The following is a 15,016-nucleotide window of genomic DNA, read 5'->3' as shown; positions in this document are numbered from 1 at the left end:
GCTCGCCCGGCTGTTCCCCGACGCTCTCGTCGCCGACGGGAGCGACGCGGCGGCCCTCGGCCTGAACGCGGTGAGCGACGGCCTCCACGTGCTGCTGCCGCAGGCGGCGGTCGGCCTCTTCCCGCCGCTGCGCGCGAGGGGCTTCGAGCCGATCGGCATGGACCTGGGCGAGCTGCTCAAGGGCGGCGGCAGTGTGAAGTGCTGCACCCAGGAGCTACGCCCCTGAGCCGTCCGCCCCGTCACCGTCGTGGGGCGGCCACGTGTCGCCCCACGCCGCGTCGCGCGCCGCGCGGTACCGGTCGCCGTGCCGCTTGGTGACCGTCTCGCGGCGCAGCGCCTCGTCCTTCGCGCACAGGTCCAGCAGGACCAGGCCCTTGCGGATCTGCGGCTTGCGGATCACCCGGGCGTCCGCCGGAGCGGCGGGGAAGCGCACGGCCGCGACATAGCTGAACTTCTCGTCCTCGTAGGCCAGCGAGCCGCCCTTGACCTGCCGGTGCAGGGACGAGCGGGAGACGCGGGCCGAGAAGTGGCACCAGTCGGCGCCGGGCTCTATGGGGCACGCCGCGCTGTGGGGGCAGGGGGCTGCGACGGTGAGGCCTGCCGCGATCAGCGCGTCGCGGGCCTCGATGATCCGCTCGTAGCCGTCGGGCGTCCCGGGCTCGACGATCACGACGGCCTGCGCCGCACGCGCCGCCTCGGCGACCACGGCGGCCCGGTCGGCCTCGGACAGCTCGTTCAGGACGTACGACACCGTCACGAGATCGGTGCTCTCGATGTGGAGCGCCGAGCTGATCCGAGAGCGCTGCCAGCGCGCGGCCCGCAGCGACGGCAGAGGCGAGGCGAGCGCCAGCTCGCGGCCCAGCTCCAGCGCGGGCTCCGCCCAGTCGAGCACCGTCGTCTCCGGCGCCGGCTCCTCCCACGCGTCGGCCACCGCCCAGCTCGCCGCGCCCGTGCCGCCACCGATGTCGGTGTGCGTGGCCGGCGTCCACGCGGGCGCCGCCCGGCGCAGCGCCGCGAGCGCGGACCGTACGGCCTCGAAGGTCGCGGGCATTCGGTACGCGGCGTAGGCGGCGACGTCGGAGCGGTCGCGGAGCACGGGGGCGTCGGTCGGGGTGGTGCCCCGGTAGTTGGCGATCAGCCGCTCGACGGCCTGCGCGGCCTGCCGGGGCGGCAGGCCGTCCAGCAGCCCGGCGAGGGCGCCGCGCAGGATCTCGGCGGTGGGGGCGGAGGCGTTCACCGGGAGATTCTAGGCACGTCCGGCCTGCCGGAACGGGGGCGCACGGACGGCCCAGGACGCCGCACCTCCGCGCCCTGCGGCGAACTTCCCCGCGTCCGGGGCCCGTTGTCACGCTGCCGCGCCATGCCGGCCGCCGCAGGCCCCGAGCCGCTGCCCGCGCACGTACGCGTGCCGGACGCGCAGATCTCGGACGTGGGCCGCTTCACCTGGACGGACTCCCGGGACCGGCGCCACCTGCTCGGCCGTCCCCGCCGCAGGGCGTAGGTTCTCAGACCTCGGCGGCAGCCGCGGACGAGCCGGACCGGTCGCGCTGCCAGGGGCGGCACAGGACCGCGAAGCACACCAGCGCCGCCACCCCGCAGCACAGTTGGACCACGGCCATCGGGACCGCCGTCGCCTCGCCCGCGATGCCCACCAGGGGGGACGCGACCGCGCCGACGAGGAACGACGACGTGCCGATGAGGGCCGAGGCCGAACCGGCCGCGTGCGGCGTGCGCAGCAGCGCCAGCGCGGTGGTGTTCGGCGAGGCGAAGCCCATCGCCGCCGACAGCACGAACAGGCCCGCGGCCACCGGCACCAGGCCCACCTCGCCGAACACGCCCGCCGTCATCAGCAGCAGCACCGCAGCCGCGAGCGTGAGCACCGTCAGCGCCACGGCGACCACCTTGTCGAGGCCGACCCGCCCGACGAGCACCTTGCCGTTGATCTGCCCGGCCGTGATCAGTCCGACCGCGTTGAGGCCGAAGAGCAGGCTGAACAGCTGGGGCGAGGCCCCGTAGATCTCCTGCATCACGAACGGGGACGCGGAGATGTACGCGAACAGGGCGGCGAAGGCGAGTCCGCCCACCAGCATGTAGCCGGTGAAGGCGCGGTCCCCGAGCAGTCCGCGCATCGTGCGCAGCGCCTCGCCGACCCCTCCCCCGTGGCGCCGTTCGACGGGCAGCGTCTCGCCCAGCCACTTCGCCACGACGAGGGTGAGCACGAGGCCGACCGCGGCGAGGACGACGAAGATGCCGCGCCAGTCCGTCAGCCGCAGCACCTGGCCGCCGATCAGCGGCGCGATGATCGGCGCCGCCCCGGAGATCAGCATCAGAGTGGAGAAGAACCGGGCCATCTCCATGCCGTCGTAGAGGTCCCGGACCACGGCGCGGGCGATGACGATGCCGGCGGCGCCCGCGAGTCCCTGCACCAGGCGGAAGCCGATGAGGAGTCCGGCGCTGGGGGCGAGCGCGCAGACCACGGTGGCGACGACGTACACGGTCATGCCGATGAGCAGCGGCCGCCTGCGTCCCCACTTGTCGCTCATCGGGCCGACGACGAGCTGTCCCAGCGCCATGCCGGCGAGGCACGCGGTCAGCGTGAGCTGCACGGTCGCGGCGGGTGCGCGCAGGGAGTCGGTGACCTGCGGAAGCGCCGGCAGGTACATGTCCATGGACAGCGGGGGAAGTGCGGTGAGTCCGCCCAGCACGAGCGTGACCAGCAGACCGGCGCGGCGGGTGGCCGCGGCTTCCGCACGGGGCCCTGTGGCGGGAGAGGAAAGTGCCGGATCGGCTTCGGGGACGGGTCCTTGGGGGCTCTGGCCGCTCTCCGGCATCGACAGCTCCGTTCCTTGATTCAACGAACCATGCTCTCAGCTCGTTCGTTCGCAGCGGATCCGGAAGCAGTGGACTTCGTCACTCGGACGCTCCGGCGCCGGATCCTGATCCGCCGGACAGGCGTCCCGCTGGACGGCACCCGCGCCGTGATGCGGACGCTCGACGCGGTGCGTGACCGCATCGGCGTCCGCTTCCCGGATGAGTTTCCCGGGCGAGTTCCCGGTGAGTGAGCGTCAGACCTGCCGCAGACCGGGGTCGCCGGCCTCGGTCACGAACGACGCGGACGTGGCGATCGACCCGCCCGGCCTGGTGACGAAGTCCATGGAGCGGAAGTCGGCGCGCGCCTGCTGCTCGCCGAGGGTGACGGTCACGTAGCCGCGCCGCCCGTTGTAGAACCTCATGTGCGGATTGGCCTTGGTGTACGTCTCCCAGGTGGCCGGCCGGTCGGCGCCGTCCCTGCCGCTGGAGACGGACGTGGCGACGATCTCGGTGCCGACGGTCTTCGCGCCGGGCGTCTCGTAGTCGCGCTTGATGTCGTAGGCGTACGCGACATGGACGTCGCCGGTGAGGACCATCAGGTTCTCGACGCCGGCGGCCTCGGCGCCGTCCAGGACGCGGTCGCGGGAGGCCGGGTAGCCGTCCCAGGCGTCCATGCTGACCCTGGCCGGCTCGACCAGGTCCAGCTTGCGCTGCGAGAAGTTGACCTGCTGCGGCACGACGTTCCACACGGCGTCGGAGGCGCGCCAGCCGTCGATGAGCCAGCGCTCCTGCGTCGCGCCGATCATGGTGCGCGACGGGTCCTCGGACTCGGGGCCCGGGGCGTGCGCCTTGTCGCCGTACGCCTGGTCGGAGCGGTACTGGCGGGTGTCGAGGACGTCGAACTGCGCGAGCTGCCCGAAGTGCAGCCGGCGGTAGAGCGTCATGTCCGGGCCGGTGGGCTGCTGGGGGGCGCGCAGCGGCTGGTTCTCCCAGTACGCGCGGTAGGCGGCGGCCCGGCGCAGCAGGAACTCCTCCGGCGGCACGTCGTTCTCGGGCGTCTCGTCCGCGTAGTTGTTCTCGGTCTCGTGGTCGTCCCAGGTGACGACGAAGGGGTGGGCCGCGTGCGCGGCCATGAGGTCGGGGTCGGACTTGTAGAGGCCGTACCGCAGCCGGTAGTCCTCCAGCGTGACCGTCTCGCGGTTGACGTGGGCGGGCAGCCGGCGGTCGGTGTAGTTGCGGGCGCCGCCGACGGCGTTGACGGCGTACTCGTAGAGGTAGTCGCCGAGGTGGAAGACGACGTCGAGGTCCTCGTCGGCGAGGTGCCGGTACGCGGTGAAGTAGCCGTCGTGGTACGCCTGGCAGGACACGGCGGCCAGCTTCAGCTCGCCGATCCGGGCGCCGCGGGCGGGCGCGGTGCGGGTGCGGCCGGCCGGGCTGATCCAGTTCCCGGCGCGGAAGCGGTAGTAGTAGACGCGGTCCGGGTCGAGGCCGGTGGCCTCCACGTGGACGCTGTGGTGGAACTCCGGGTGGGCGGTGGCGCCGCCGCGCTTGGCGATCCGGGTGAAGCGCGCGTCGTGCGCGAGCTCCCAGCGGACCTGGAAGCGGGCCTGCGGCAGACCGCTGCCGGGCTCCAGCGGACTGGGCGCGAGACGCGTCCAGAGCACGACGGAGGAGGGCTGCGGGTCGCCGGAGGCGACGCCCAGGGTGAACGGGTCCGCGGTGATCTTCCGGGCGTCGGCCTCGGCGGCGTGCGCCGTGCCGGGCAGGCCCACGCTGAAGGCGAGCGCGGCCGCCGCGGAGGTGACGGTGAGGAAGGTGCGGCGGCCCAGGTGCCGTGCGGCCGCCGCTCTGAGCTCGGGTGCGTGATTCCGGTGCGACGCGGGTGTCATGTGGCCCTCCCCTTACGGCTGTTGTCAGTCGCATTGGAGTGGCCGGTGACGAATCGACGTTGTCGAGGACACAACATCCGTATGGCGGTCGGATGAGTTCCGTGTAGGGCACAGGCGCGTACGCTGCGCCCCATGAACGCTGTACGGAGGATCGCGGTGGTGACGGGCGCGGGCTCGGGCATCGGCCGGAGCGTGACGCTGGAGTTGGCGGCCGCCGCGAAGGAGACGGGCGGCCGCCCCGGCTGGGCGGTCGCGCTGGCGGGCCGGCGCGCCGAGGCGCTGGAGGAGACGGCGGCCCTGGCGGGCCCGGACGCCGACGTCCTGTGCGTGCCGACGGACGTGACCGACCCGGCCGCGGTGGACGCGCTGTTCGCGGCGGTCCGCGACCGCTACGGACGGGTGGACCTGCTGTTCAACAACGCGGGCACGTTCGGTCCCGGCGACATCCCCTTCGAGGACGTGCCCTACTCCGCATGGCGCAAGGTGGTGGACGTCAATCTGACGGGTGCTTTCCTGTGCGCGCAGGCGGCGTTCCGCCACATGAAGGACCAGGACCCGCAGGGCGGCCGGATCATCAACAACGGCTCGGTCTCGGCGCAGGTGCCGCGCCCGCATTCGGCGCCGTACACGGCGACGAAGCACGCGCTGACCGGGCTGACGAAGTCGATCTCACTCGACGGGCGCCCGTACTCGATCGCCTGCGGCCAGATCGACATCGGCAACGCCGCGACGGAGATGACCCGGCCCATGCAGGCGGGCATCCTTCAGGCGAACGGCGAACTGGCGGCCGAACCGGTGATGGACGCGGCCGATGTGGCGCGCACCGTACGGCACATGGCGGAGCTGCCACTGGAGGCGAACGTCCAGTTCGCGACGGTGCTGGCGACGAACATGCCGTTCATCGGCCGCGGGTGACCGCGGCGGGGGCACGGCTGAGGGCCGGTCGCGCGGCCCGGCGGGCCGGGAGCCGGCCCCACGGCTGAGGGCGGGACCGGTCCGCGCCGTCCCGGCGGGCCAAGCGATGGCGGCTCAGGCCTGCCCGGTCTCGAAGCGGCCCACCTTCCCGTCCTCGACGGTGAAACGCCACGTGGTGCGCATCTCGCCCCAGGTGTCGTTGCGGTAGCGGGCGATCAGGCCGAGCCCGTCGGCGGTCTGCTTCTCGACGTCCATGTGACCGTTCGACGAGAAGATCTCGCTTTCGGTCCAGTCGTCGACGTCCCGCTCGCTGCCGTCGTCGGACATGGTGGCGCCCGGCGTGAGCGCGGCACGGAAGCTTTCGCGGTCGTGGGCGTTGACCGCGGTGACGAAGGCGCGGACGGCGGGCTCGGTGAGTTTGCTGACGGCGATGGGCACGGCGGTGGTCCTTCCGCTCACGGGTGGGTCGCCTCCATCGGTACACCGCCCCGCCGCGCGGCACCTTCCGGCGGCGGCCACCCGGGCGTCGGCCCGCTCGTCGGGGCGGATCAGTCCTTGTAGTCGGGGGCGATCCGGTCGAGGAGCCGCAGCATCGCAGCCCACGCCAGGTCGTACGCGTCGTCGTCCTGGAAGTCCGCGTCCGCCTCGCCCGCGAGCTGCCGCGCGGTGTACTCGCACACCTCGGCGGGCGGCAGGACCAGCGGCCCGCCGCCGGCCTGCGCGGTGACCTGGATCTCGCACGCCTTCTCCAGGTAGTACATGCGCAGGAACGCCTGGGCCGCGCTCTCACCCACCGTCAGCAGGCCGTGGTTGCGCAGGATCAGCGCCGGGTGCCCGCCGATGTCCGCGACGAGCCGCCGCTGCTCGTCGAGGTTGAGGGCGACGCCTTCGTAGTCGTGGTAGCCGACGCGGTTGTGGAACTCCATCGACATCTGGTTGAGCGGCAGCAGCCCGCCCTCCTGCGCGGCGACGGCGCAGCCCGCCTTGGTGTGGGTGTGCAGGACGCAGTGGGCGTCCGCGCGGGCGGCGTGGATGGCGCTGTGGATGACGAATCCGGCCGGGTTCACCGGGTACGGGGTGGGCTCCACCGGGTTGCCCTCCAGGTCGATCTTCACCAGGTTGGAGGCGGTGATCTCCTCGAAGAGGAGCCCGTAGGGGTTGATGAGGAAGTGGTGCTCGGGGCCCGGCAGCCGCAGCGAGATGTGGGTGAAGATCAGGTCGGTCATCCGGAAGTGCGCCACGAGCCGGTACACGGCCGCGAGTTCGCGGCGCAGCCGCAGTTCCTCGGCGGCAGCGGCGGGGGCGGTGGTCGTCGCCAGGTCGGCGGTCATGCGGTGGCTCCTCAGGCGGGGACGGCGGTGGACGGGTCGACCACGGGGGTCAGCGGGCGGCCGGTGCGCAGCCAGGCGATGACGTTCTCGGCGGGCTTGCACACGTACGCGCGGCGCGAGGTGTCGGAGAGGTAGGCGCTGTGCGGCGACAGCTGGATGCCCGGGTGGCGGCGCAGCGCGTCGCCCGCGGGCGGCGGTTCGACGGGGAAGACGTCGAGCGCGGCGCCGGTGAGCCGCCCGCTGTCGAGGGCGTCCAGCAGGGCGGACGGGTCCACGAGTTCGCCGCGGGCGACGTTGACGAGGAAGCTGCCGGGCCGCATCCGTCCCAGCAGCCGCGCGCCGGCCAGCCCGTGCGTCCGCGGTGTGAGCGGGACGTGCAGGGACAGCACGTCGGAGTCCGCCGCGAGGGCGTCGAGGTCGGCGTACCGCCGGACGCCGGCCGGCCAGTGCCCGTCCGCCGCGTGCGGGTCGTACGCGGCGATCCGGCCGAAGACCGGTGCGGCGAGAGCGGCCAGGTGGCGGGCGATGCGGCCGAGACCGACCAGGCCCAGGGTCAGGTCGCTGGCCCGGCGCGGCAGTTCGGCGGCCGCGAACTCCGCGTTCCAGCCGCCGGACCGAACGACGGCGTCGGCCTGCGGGAGCCGGCGGACGAGCGACAGGGCGCTCGCGAGGGCGTGGACGGCCACGTCCTCGGTGGCCGCGTCCGGCAGGTTGGCCACCCACAGGCCGCGGCGCCGGGCCTCCGCGGTGTCGACCATGTCGAAGCCGGCGGACATGGTGGCCAGGATCCGCAGCTGTGGCAGGCGGTCGAGCAGCGCGGCGTCGATGCGCGCGTAGCCGACGACCAGCGCCACGGCGTCCGCTCCGGCCCGGGCGATGACATCGGGGTCGCGGCTGCCGGCGACGCGTACGTCGAAGCCGGCGTCGGCCAGCAGCCGGGCACCGGGCCCTGGATCGAGGTCCTCGGTGTCGGTGAAGACGACGACGGGCCGCCCCATACGATCCTCCGCAGATGATTCGTCGGTCAGTGATGCATTGAACTTACGATTCGTTCTCCCCGATTGTCCACACCCGTCCGCTGCGAACGTCAGTGAGGCCCGTCACCGACGGGACCCACGGCACCCGCGGTGCCCGAGAATGTCAGCGGACCTCGGCGCGGCACGCGCCGGGGCCACCGAGCCGAGGGGATCAGCCCAGGTGGATCTGGACCGCATCGACCTGGCCGTCGTCCGCGAACTGCAGACCGACGGCCGCCTCACCTACGAGACGCTGGCGCAGCGCGTGGGCCTGTCGAGGCCGGCGACCCGCGCACGCGTGCAGCGGCTGCTCGAGTCCGGGGCCGTACGGGTCGTCGCCGTGGTCCATCCGGCCGTGCGCGGGCTGACGGCCTCCGCGCACCTGTCCATCGACACCCACGGACCGGCGGAGACCGTCGCCCGCGAGATCGCGGCGATGCCCCAGGCGCCGTTCGTCACGCTCACCGCCGGGCAGCGCGCCGTCATGGCCGAGCTGCGCACCGAGGACTTCGACGCGCTGGACCGGGCCATCGAGCGGGTCCGGTCGCTTCCGGGCGTCTCGGTCGTCGACCCGCTCATCAGCATCGAGCACCTGAAGGACCCGTATCTGCTCGCGACCACGCCCGGCGTGAACGAACTCGACGAGACGGACCGGCAGATCCTCGACGAGCTGGAGCGGGACGGGCGCCTGCCCTTCGCGGAACTCGCCGAACGCGTCGGCCTGTCCCCCGGCGCCACGCGCTCGCGCACGCTGCGCCTGCTGGACGGCGGCGTGGTGAAGGTGCTGGCCCTGGTGCGTCCGGAGCTGCTGGGCATGGGCTACCTCTGCGGCTTCGCGGTACGGGTCGAGGGCGCGCGGGAGCCGGTGGCCACCGCCCTGGCCGGCCTGGAGCGGGTGTCGTTCCTGTCGGCGTGCGTCGGCCGGGCGGAGCTCGTCGGCACGATCACGGCGGAGTCGCTCGCGGCGGTGCGCGTGACCCTCGACGAGATGCGGGGCCGCGCGGGCGTGCGCGGGGTGGAGAGCTGGGTGCACCTGGAGCTGGTCAAGGAGCGGTACGACCTGGGCGCTCCGGCCGCCTGATCGCCGAGCGACATCCCGACAGACGATCCGTAAGCGAGAGATCAGAAAACTTCCGAAGAGTTATTCAATCCAAGGTCTGGCCAACTTGTCGTTCGTTATCTATCGTCCTGACGAACGAATCAGCCGATGCGTGTCGTCTTTCGACCCCGGCACCCTCCTCCTTGGCCGAAAGCAGGACCCCATGCACCACCCCCTCGCCGATGCCTCCGCCGACCGCACGCTGCTGGTGACGGGCGCCGACGTGGCCGCACCCGGCAGCGCGGTCCGTGCGGAGGCGCTCGCCGTGCGCGGCGACCGGATCGTCCACGCCGGCACCGCCGACGACGCCCGCGCGGCCCTCGGCGGCCGGGTGGACGAGACGCTGGAACTGGACGGCGGCCTCGTCCACCCCGGCTTCGTCGACGCCCACTGCCACCCCGTGATGTACGGGCAGGCGCTGGCCTGGGTCGACTGCCGCCCCGAGCACGTCCCCGACATCGAGACCCTGGTCGCGGTGCTGTCCGGGGCCGCCCGTGAGCTGCCCGCGGGTGTACCCGTGCGCGGCTTCGGCTACGAGCACCGACGCCTCGCCGAGCGCCGCCACCCCACCTGCCACGACCTCGACCGGATCGCCACCGACCGCGAGGTGTACGTGATGAACGCCTCCGGCCACGGCGGCGTCGTCAACACCCGTACCCTGCACGCCTGCGGCATCACCGCGGGCACCCCCGACCCGGACGGCGGCTCCATCGGCCGCTTCGAGACCGGGGAGCCGGACGGGCAGCTGTGGGACGCGGCCTGCGACCGGCTCACCGGCCCCGGCGGGGTGAAGATCGGCAACCACGGCCCGAACTTCCACCTCTCCGAGCCGGACGACGTCATGGCCGACCACCTGCTGCGCGCCCAGGAGACCTTCCTCGCCGCCGGTGTGACGACGGTCGGCGACGCCCAGGCCTCGCGCCGCGAGATGGAGACGTACCTGCGGGCCCGCGAGCGCGGGGCGCTGCGGATGCGCGTCTCGGCGTACCTGACCTCCGCCCTGCTCGACACGGCCCTCGAACTCGGTGTGGTCCACGGCTTCGGCGACGACCTCTTCCGCGTGCAGGGCGTGAAGTTCTACGCGGACGGCACGCTCGGCGGCTGGACGGCCTACTTCCCCGACGGGTACGCCGCCGACTGCTGCCACCACGGGCAGCTCTACCACTCGGCCGAGGAGTACGTCGAGATCGTCCGGCGCGCCCACGGCGCCGGACTGCAGACGGCGACCCACGCCCAGTCGCCGTTCGCCATCGGCATGGTGCTCGACGCCGTCGAGAAGGCGCAGGCGGACGTCCCCCGCGCCGGCATGCGTCACCGCATCGAGCACTGCGGGCTGCCCACCGACGAGCAGATCACCCGCATGGCGGGCCTCGGGGTCGTACCGGTCATGCAGCCGCAGCACCATCTGCGCACCGGCGACGGCACGCTCACCGCGGTCGGCGACCTCGGCCACCGCTACAACCCCGCGGGACCGTGCCTGTCCGCCGGTGTGCCCGTGGTGTTCTCCTCCGACGCGCCGGTCGCACCGCCCGCGCCGCTGGAGGCCGTCTCGGCGGCCGCGACCCGACGGACCGTGCTCGGCACGGTGCTCGGCGACGAGTCGCTGCGACTGTCCGTCGCCGACGGCCTGCACGCCCACACCGCCGCGGCCGCGAGGGCCCTGCACCGGGAGGCGGCAGTGGGCTCGCTCGTGCCGGGCATGCTGGCCGACTTCGTCGTCCTGGACCGCGACCCGCTGCTCGCCGACCCTTCCGAGCTCGCCTCGATCGGCGTGCGCGAGACCTGGATCGGCGGCACGCGGGCCTGGGCCGCCCCCGGCCGCTGACCCCGCCTCCCCCGCTCGCCCTCCCCGATCCCCGTCCCCGCTCCTCGCCGGAGGCCCTCGTGTCCCAGCCAGCCACGCCCACGAAGCCGCAGAACCCCCTGAGAGCCGCCTTCGCCGCACTCGTGGGCACGTCCATCGAGTGGTACGACTTCTATGCCTTCGCCACCGCGGCCGCGATCGTCTTCGACGACGTGTTCTTCCCGGCCGACATGCCGCCACTGCTCAAGACCCTGTCCGCGTTCGGCACGTTCGCCGTCGGCTTCCTGCTGAGGCCGCTCGGCGGCATCGTCTTCGGCCACATAGGCGACCGGGTCGGACGCAAGAAGACCCTGGTCATCACCCTGCTGATGATGGGCATCGCGTCCTTCGCGATCGGCCTGCTGCCCACCTACGCCCAGGCCGGCGCCCTCGCCCCCGCCCTGCTGATCATCCTGCGCCTGATCCAGGGCATCGCGATCGGCGGCGAGTGGGGCGGCGCGGTGCTCGTCGCCGTCGAGAACGCCCCCACGGGCCGGGCCACCTTCTTCGGCTCGTTCGCCCAGCTCGGCTCCTCGGTCGGCGCCCTGCTGTCGACCGGCGCCTTCTCGCTGATGAGCCTGTGGGGCGACGAGGCGTTCACCGCCTGGGGCTGGCGCGTGCCGTTCCTCGCGTCCGCCGTGCTCGTCGTCATCGGCCTCGTCATCCGGCTCAAGCTGGAGGAGGCCCCGGTCATGGAGGAGATCCGCGCCCAGCGCACCGAGCAGGACAAGCTGCCGGTGCTGGAGGTCTTCCAGACGTCCTGGCGCACGGTGCTCGTCGGAGTCTTCGCCCTGGCCACGGCCACCGGCGGCTACTACGTCGTCACCAGCTACCTGCTCACGTACGGCACCGGTGAACTGCACCTGTCCGAGTCGATGCTGCTCAACGGCCTGACCCTGGCCGCCTTCGTGGAACTGGCCGTCACCCCCGGCCTGTCCTGGCTCGGCGACCGCGTCGGCCCGCACAAGGTCGTGATCGGCGGCCTGGTCGGTGTGGTGGTCCTGGCCGTGCCGCAGTTCCTGGTGATGGGGACGGGGAGCGTCTTCCTGATCTACGCGATGATGCTGGCGATGCGGTTCGTGATGTCGGCGCTGTACGGCCCGATCGCGGCGATCCTCGCCGAGGGCTTCGCTCCCCGCGTCCGCTACACCGGGATCTCGCTGTCCTACCAGATCTGCAACATGATCTTCGGCGGCTTCGCCCCGCTGGCGGCGGTCTCCCTCACCGCCCTGGCCGGCGGCCACTACTGGCCTGCCGCTGCCCTGCTGATGGCCATCTCGGTGATGGGCATCTGGTGCACGGCACGGCTGCGCGCCATGCGCTCCCGCGACGCCGGCGTCCCCGCCGACCACGGGGCCGCGGCGGTGACGACGGCGGTCTGACCGAGGACGGGGATACGGCGAGGGGCCCGCGACACCAGGTCGCGGGCCCCTCGGCCACGTCATGGCGGCAGACGAGCCGGGCTGTACGCCGGGTTCTGTTCCGAGGGGTCCTCGCGGCCCCCTCGGCGACGGCCATCCATCTAGGACCGGCGTTGCCGCCGGCCTCGTGCGGTCTACCCGCGGACTCGGGCGGGCAGCCCTCGATCGTCCGCGCAGGGCCACCGAAATGGCCCCTCTTGACCTTGCTCCAGGTGGGGTTTACCTAGCTGCCCAGGTCACCCTGGGCACTGGTGGTCTCTTACACCACCGTTTCACCCTTACCGAGGACCGAGGCCCCCGGCGGTCTGCTTTCTGTGGCACTGTCCCGCGGGTCACCCCGGGTGGGCGTTACCCACCACCCTGCCCTGTGGAGCCCGGACGTTCCTCGGGGAGATCCTTCGCAGGACCCCCACGCGGCCGCCCGCCCGGCTCGTCTGCCGTGGCGACCATGCTACCTGGCGTTTCAGAGGAACTCGGCGGTCTCCAGGTCGAAGCCGAAGGGCTCGGGGAGAGGGAGGGGCTTGCCGAAGGGCGCCAGGTTGTGCTGGCGATAGTCGCCGTCCTCGGGCTCGCTGAAGAGCGTCACAGTGGAGGTGTCCCGGTCCACGAGGAGATAGAGCGGGACGCCTCCGCGTGCGTAGCCGCGGCGCTTGACCTCGCGGTCGACCTTCGCCCGGCGTGACGTGACCTCAAGGACCATCGCCACTCCTTCGCAGGGCATCCAGGAGTCAGCGCCACGATAGAGACGCAGCTCCCTGGGCGCGAAGGTCCCGTCCGGGATGACGTGGTCTTTCGGGGCACCGGGTGCCTCCTTGAGGGTCAGGCCCTTGTTTCCGGAGAACATCATGTCGCTCCGTGATCGCCTGATCACCTGCGTGACGATCAAGCTGATGTAGTCCTCGTGGTCCCCGTCCGGCGGCGGCGTCACGACGATCTCCCCCTCGATCAGCTCCGCGCGGTACCCCTCCGGCGTGTCCAACGCCAGGAAGTCCTCCAGCAGGAACTGTGCCTGCGTGAGTGGTTCATGCGGCATGGCAGTCATGTCGTCAGCGTCGGACATCGAGACACCCACCGTCCGTGAGATCGAGCTCGTTCCCTCGATCGTGGCACACGGTCACGTGACCGTGTGCGGGCGACGCTTGACCATGACGTTCTCGCCGACGACGCCCGCGCATTCGCCGAGGCCCCGCGCGAGGCCGTCACGCGGGAGCGAACAGCACCTTCGCGTGGACCGGGTCGGCCTGCGTGAGCCGTACCCGCAGCCGCTCCCCCAGGGGCAGGCCGGTGCCGTCGCTCTCCACCCGGGCCACCACCGCCGGGTCCTCCAGGTGGACGGTGCCGACGGACGGCTCGTTGTCCTTGACGTCGACCACCACCGCGTCGAAGACCTCGCCGACGCGGTCGCGCAGCACGGCCGCCTCCACGATGTCGACGTACCCGCGCTCCGCCGTGCCCGCCCGCCGGGACCCCTCGGCCATCTCCCTGGGCAGCTCCTCCAGCGCCTCGCTCACCCATGGCGGCGGCTCCTGCCCTGCCACCGCCGCCAGGCACAGCTCACCGGCGTAGCGGTCGACGAGCCGGCGCAGCGGCGCGGTGCAGTGCGTGTACTCGTCCGCGACGGCCGCGTGCACGGCGGGCGTGGGCAGCACGCCTCCGGTGAACGCCGTGTACCCCGCGCCCCGCAGCAGCGTCGTGCACTCCTGGAGGAAGGCCGCGTGCCGGCCGTCGTGCGGGTCGAGGGAGCGCACGAGCTGCGCGTACGAGACGTGGTGCGGCCAGTCGATGTGCAGCGCGGTCGCCGAGCGGCGCAGCCGGGCCACCGCACCGTCGGGGGCGGTGGGCAGCGTGCGCAGGATGCCGGTGCCGTACGCGACCATCAGGTCGGCCGCGGCCATGCCGGTCAGCAGGGAGATCTGGGCGTTCCACGCCTCCGCGGGCAGCGGGGCCCGGTATTCGAGGGCGTAGGTGCTGTCCTGCTGGACGACCTCCTGCTCGGGGACGTTGAGGGAGATCCCGCCGCGTTCGACCTCCAGCGCCTCGCGCAGGGCGCCGATCTCCTTGAGCAGGGCGAGCGGCTCCTCGGCCGTGCCGGCGTCGATCCGCTGCTGCGCGCCCGCGTAGTCGAGCCTGGCCCGGCTGCGGACGAGGGCCCGGCGTACGTCGGTCGTCACGGCGCGGCCCTCGGAGTCGAGGTCGATGCGCCACAGCAGGGCGGGCGCGGTCTGGCCGGGGAGCAGGCTGGCGGCGCCCTCGGAGAGCAGCGGCGGGTGCAGCGGGATCTTCCCGTCGGGGAAGTACAGGGTCTGCACCCGGCGGTGGGCCTCGGCGTCCAGCGCCCCGCCGGGTGTGACGAACGCGGCGACGTCGGCGATCGCGTACCGGACGCGGAAGCCGCCGCCCTCGCGCCGTGTCAGGTGCATCGCCTGGTCGAGATCGACCGAGCCCGGCGGGTCGATGGTGAAGAACGGGATGCCGGTCTCGTCGGATCCGGGCAGGCGGGGTGCGCGGGCGGCCTGTTCCGCCTCGGCGAGTACCGCGGCCGGGAAGTCCTCGCCGACGCCGATCGCCGCGCGCAGCTCGCGCAGGGCGGCGCGCAGCGGCGGGGCCTCGGCTGCGCCGGTCAGACGGATGGGGCGGCGGGGCATGGACCGAGCGTATGGCGGGGCGGGGGCCGTGGCATTTCGGCGGCCC

General features: G+C 72.9%; 13 protein-coding genes, 1 other RNA gene and 2 pseudogenes. 7 read left to right on the top strand and 9 right to left on the bottom strand.

Annotation, left to right across the window (positions count from 1 at the left end; genetic code table 11):
- A pseudogene (locus tag ACWD0A_RS18745) lies at window positions 1–226 on the top strand (amidinotransferase); the annotation flags it as partial.
- Here ACWD0A_RS18745 and ACWD0A_RS18740 read toward each other — a convergent pair.
- Window positions 215–1,237, bottom strand: coding sequence for a small ribosomal subunit Rsm22 family protein (locus ACWD0A_RS18740; protein ID WP_451299406.1), 1,023 nt, complete (start codon window positions 1,235–1,237; stop codon window positions 215–217). The pseudogene ACWD0A_RS18745 and the gene ACWD0A_RS18740 sit on opposite strands and share 12 nt — an antisense overlap.
- Window positions 1,238–1,360: 123 nt before the next feature.
- On the opposite strand from ACWD0A_RS18740, the gene ACWD0A_RS18735 reads away from it, so the two are divergent.
- Window positions 1,361–1,501, top strand: a complete 141-nt coding sequence (locus ACWD0A_RS18735; protein ID WP_451299404.1) for a hypothetical protein — start codon at window positions 1,361–1,363, stop codon at window positions 1,499–1,501.
- Window positions 1,502–1,505: 4 nt separating this feature from the next.
- Here ACWD0A_RS18735 and ACWD0A_RS18730 read toward each other — a convergent pair whose 3' ends face one another.
- Window positions 1,506–2,831, bottom strand: coding sequence for a multidrug effflux MFS transporter (locus ACWD0A_RS18730; RefSeq protein ID WP_451299420.1), 1,326 nt, complete (start codon window positions 2,829–2,831; stop codon window positions 1,506–1,508).
- 123 nt (window positions 2,832–2,954) lie between these two features.
- Here ACWD0A_RS18730 and ACWD0A_RS18725 point away from each other — a divergent pair.
- Window positions 2,955–3,062: pseudogene (locus tag ACWD0A_RS18725) on the top strand (gfo/Idh/MocA family oxidoreductase); the annotation flags it as partial.
- 3 nt (window positions 3,063–3,065) lie between these two features.
- Here ACWD0A_RS18725 and ACWD0A_RS18720 read toward each other — a convergent pair.
- The gene (locus ACWD0A_RS18720) at window positions 3,066–4,700 is read right to left on the bottom strand and encodes an alkaline phosphatase D family protein (RefSeq protein ID WP_451299402.1); all 1,635 of its coding nucleotides are present in this window, start codon (window positions 4,698–4,700) and stop codon (window positions 3,066–3,068) included.
- Between the two features lie 132 nt (window positions 4,701–4,832).
- Between ACWD0A_RS18720 and ACWD0A_RS18715 the strand changes: the two genes are divergently transcribed.
- On the top strand, window positions 4,833–5,615 hold the full coding sequence (locus ACWD0A_RS18715; RefSeq protein WP_451299400.1) for an SDR family oxidoreductase: 783 nt from the start codon (window positions 4,833–4,835) through the stop codon (window positions 5,613–5,615).
- A 114-nt stretch (window positions 5,616–5,729) separates the two neighbouring features.
- Here the strand turns inward: ACWD0A_RS18715 and ACWD0A_RS18710 are convergent, their stop codons facing one another.
- From ACWD0A_RS18710 to ACWD0A_RS18700, 3 genes are all read right to left on the bottom strand, one after another.
- The gene (locus tag ACWD0A_RS18710; RefSeq protein WP_451299418.1) at window positions 5,730–6,053 is read right to left on the bottom strand and encodes a nuclear transport factor 2 family protein; all 324 of its coding nucleotides are present in this window, start codon (window positions 6,051–6,053) and stop codon (window positions 5,730–5,732) included.
- Window positions 6,054–6,163: 110 nt separating this feature from the next.
- The gene (locus ACWD0A_RS18705; RefSeq protein ID WP_451299398.1) at window positions 6,164–6,946 is read right to left on the bottom strand and encodes a class II aldolase/adducin family protein; all 783 of its coding nucleotides are present in this window, start codon (window positions 6,944–6,946) and stop codon (window positions 6,164–6,166) included.
- An 11-nt stretch (window positions 6,947–6,957) separates the two neighbouring features.
- Entirely contained in the window at window positions 6,958–7,944 is a 987-nt protein-coding gene (locus ACWD0A_RS18700) for a C-terminal binding protein (protein WP_451299396.1), read from the bottom strand.
- Window positions 7,945–8,083: 139 nt separating this feature from the next.
- On the opposite strand from ACWD0A_RS18700, the gene ACWD0A_RS18695 reads away from it, so the two are divergent.
- The 3 genes from ACWD0A_RS18695 to ACWD0A_RS18685 all read left to right on the top strand — a co-directional run bounded on the left by ACWD0A_RS18695 (window position 8,084) and on the right by ACWD0A_RS18685 (window position 12,286).
- A complete protein-coding gene (locus ACWD0A_RS18695) occupies window positions 8,084–9,043 on the top strand; it encodes an Lrp/AsnC family transcriptional regulator (protein WP_451299394.1) in 960 nt (319 codons plus the stop codon).
- Between the two features lie 181 nt (window positions 9,044–9,224).
- Window positions 9,225–10,886, top strand: a complete 1,662-nt coding sequence (locus ACWD0A_RS18690; RefSeq protein ID WP_451299392.1) for an amidohydrolase — start codon at window positions 9,225–9,227, stop codon at window positions 10,884–10,886.
- Window positions 10,887–10,945: 59 nt separating this feature from the next.
- Window positions 10,946–12,286 carry an MFS transporter gene (locus ACWD0A_RS18685; RefSeq protein ID WP_451299390.1) on the top strand — a complete coding sequence of 447 codons (1,341 nt, stop codon included), beginning with the start codon at window positions 10,946–10,948 and terminating at the stop codon, window positions 12,284–12,286.
- A 68-nt stretch (window positions 12,287–12,354) separates the two neighbouring features.
- On the opposite strand, the gene rnpB is transcribed toward ACWD0A_RS18685, so the two are convergent.
- The 3 genes from rnpB to ACWD0A_RS18670 form a co-directional block, all read right to left on the bottom strand.
- Window positions 12,355–12,758, bottom strand: an RNA gene (gene rnpB, locus ACWD0A_RS18680) — RNase P RNA component class A.
- Window positions 12,759–12,788: 30 nt separating this feature from the next.
- Window positions 12,789–13,367 (bottom strand): Uma2 family endonuclease, encoded by a 579-nt coding sequence (locus ACWD0A_RS18675; RefSeq protein ID WP_451299388.1) that lies wholly within the window; start codon window positions 13,365–13,367, stop codon window positions 12,789–12,791.
- A 157-nt stretch (window positions 13,368–13,524) separates the two neighbouring features.
- Window positions 13,525–14,970, bottom strand: coding sequence for an RNB domain-containing ribonuclease (locus ACWD0A_RS18670; RefSeq protein ID WP_451299386.1), 1,446 nt, complete (start codon window positions 14,968–14,970; stop codon window positions 13,525–13,527).
- Between the last annotated feature and the right edge of the window lie 46 nt (window positions 14,971–15,016).

The sequence above is a fragment of the Streptomyces sp. NPDC002867 genome, assembly GCF_053591895.1.
Note: the sequence above shows the minus strand (reverse complement) of the source record. Positions and strands in the feature narration are given on the sequence as shown.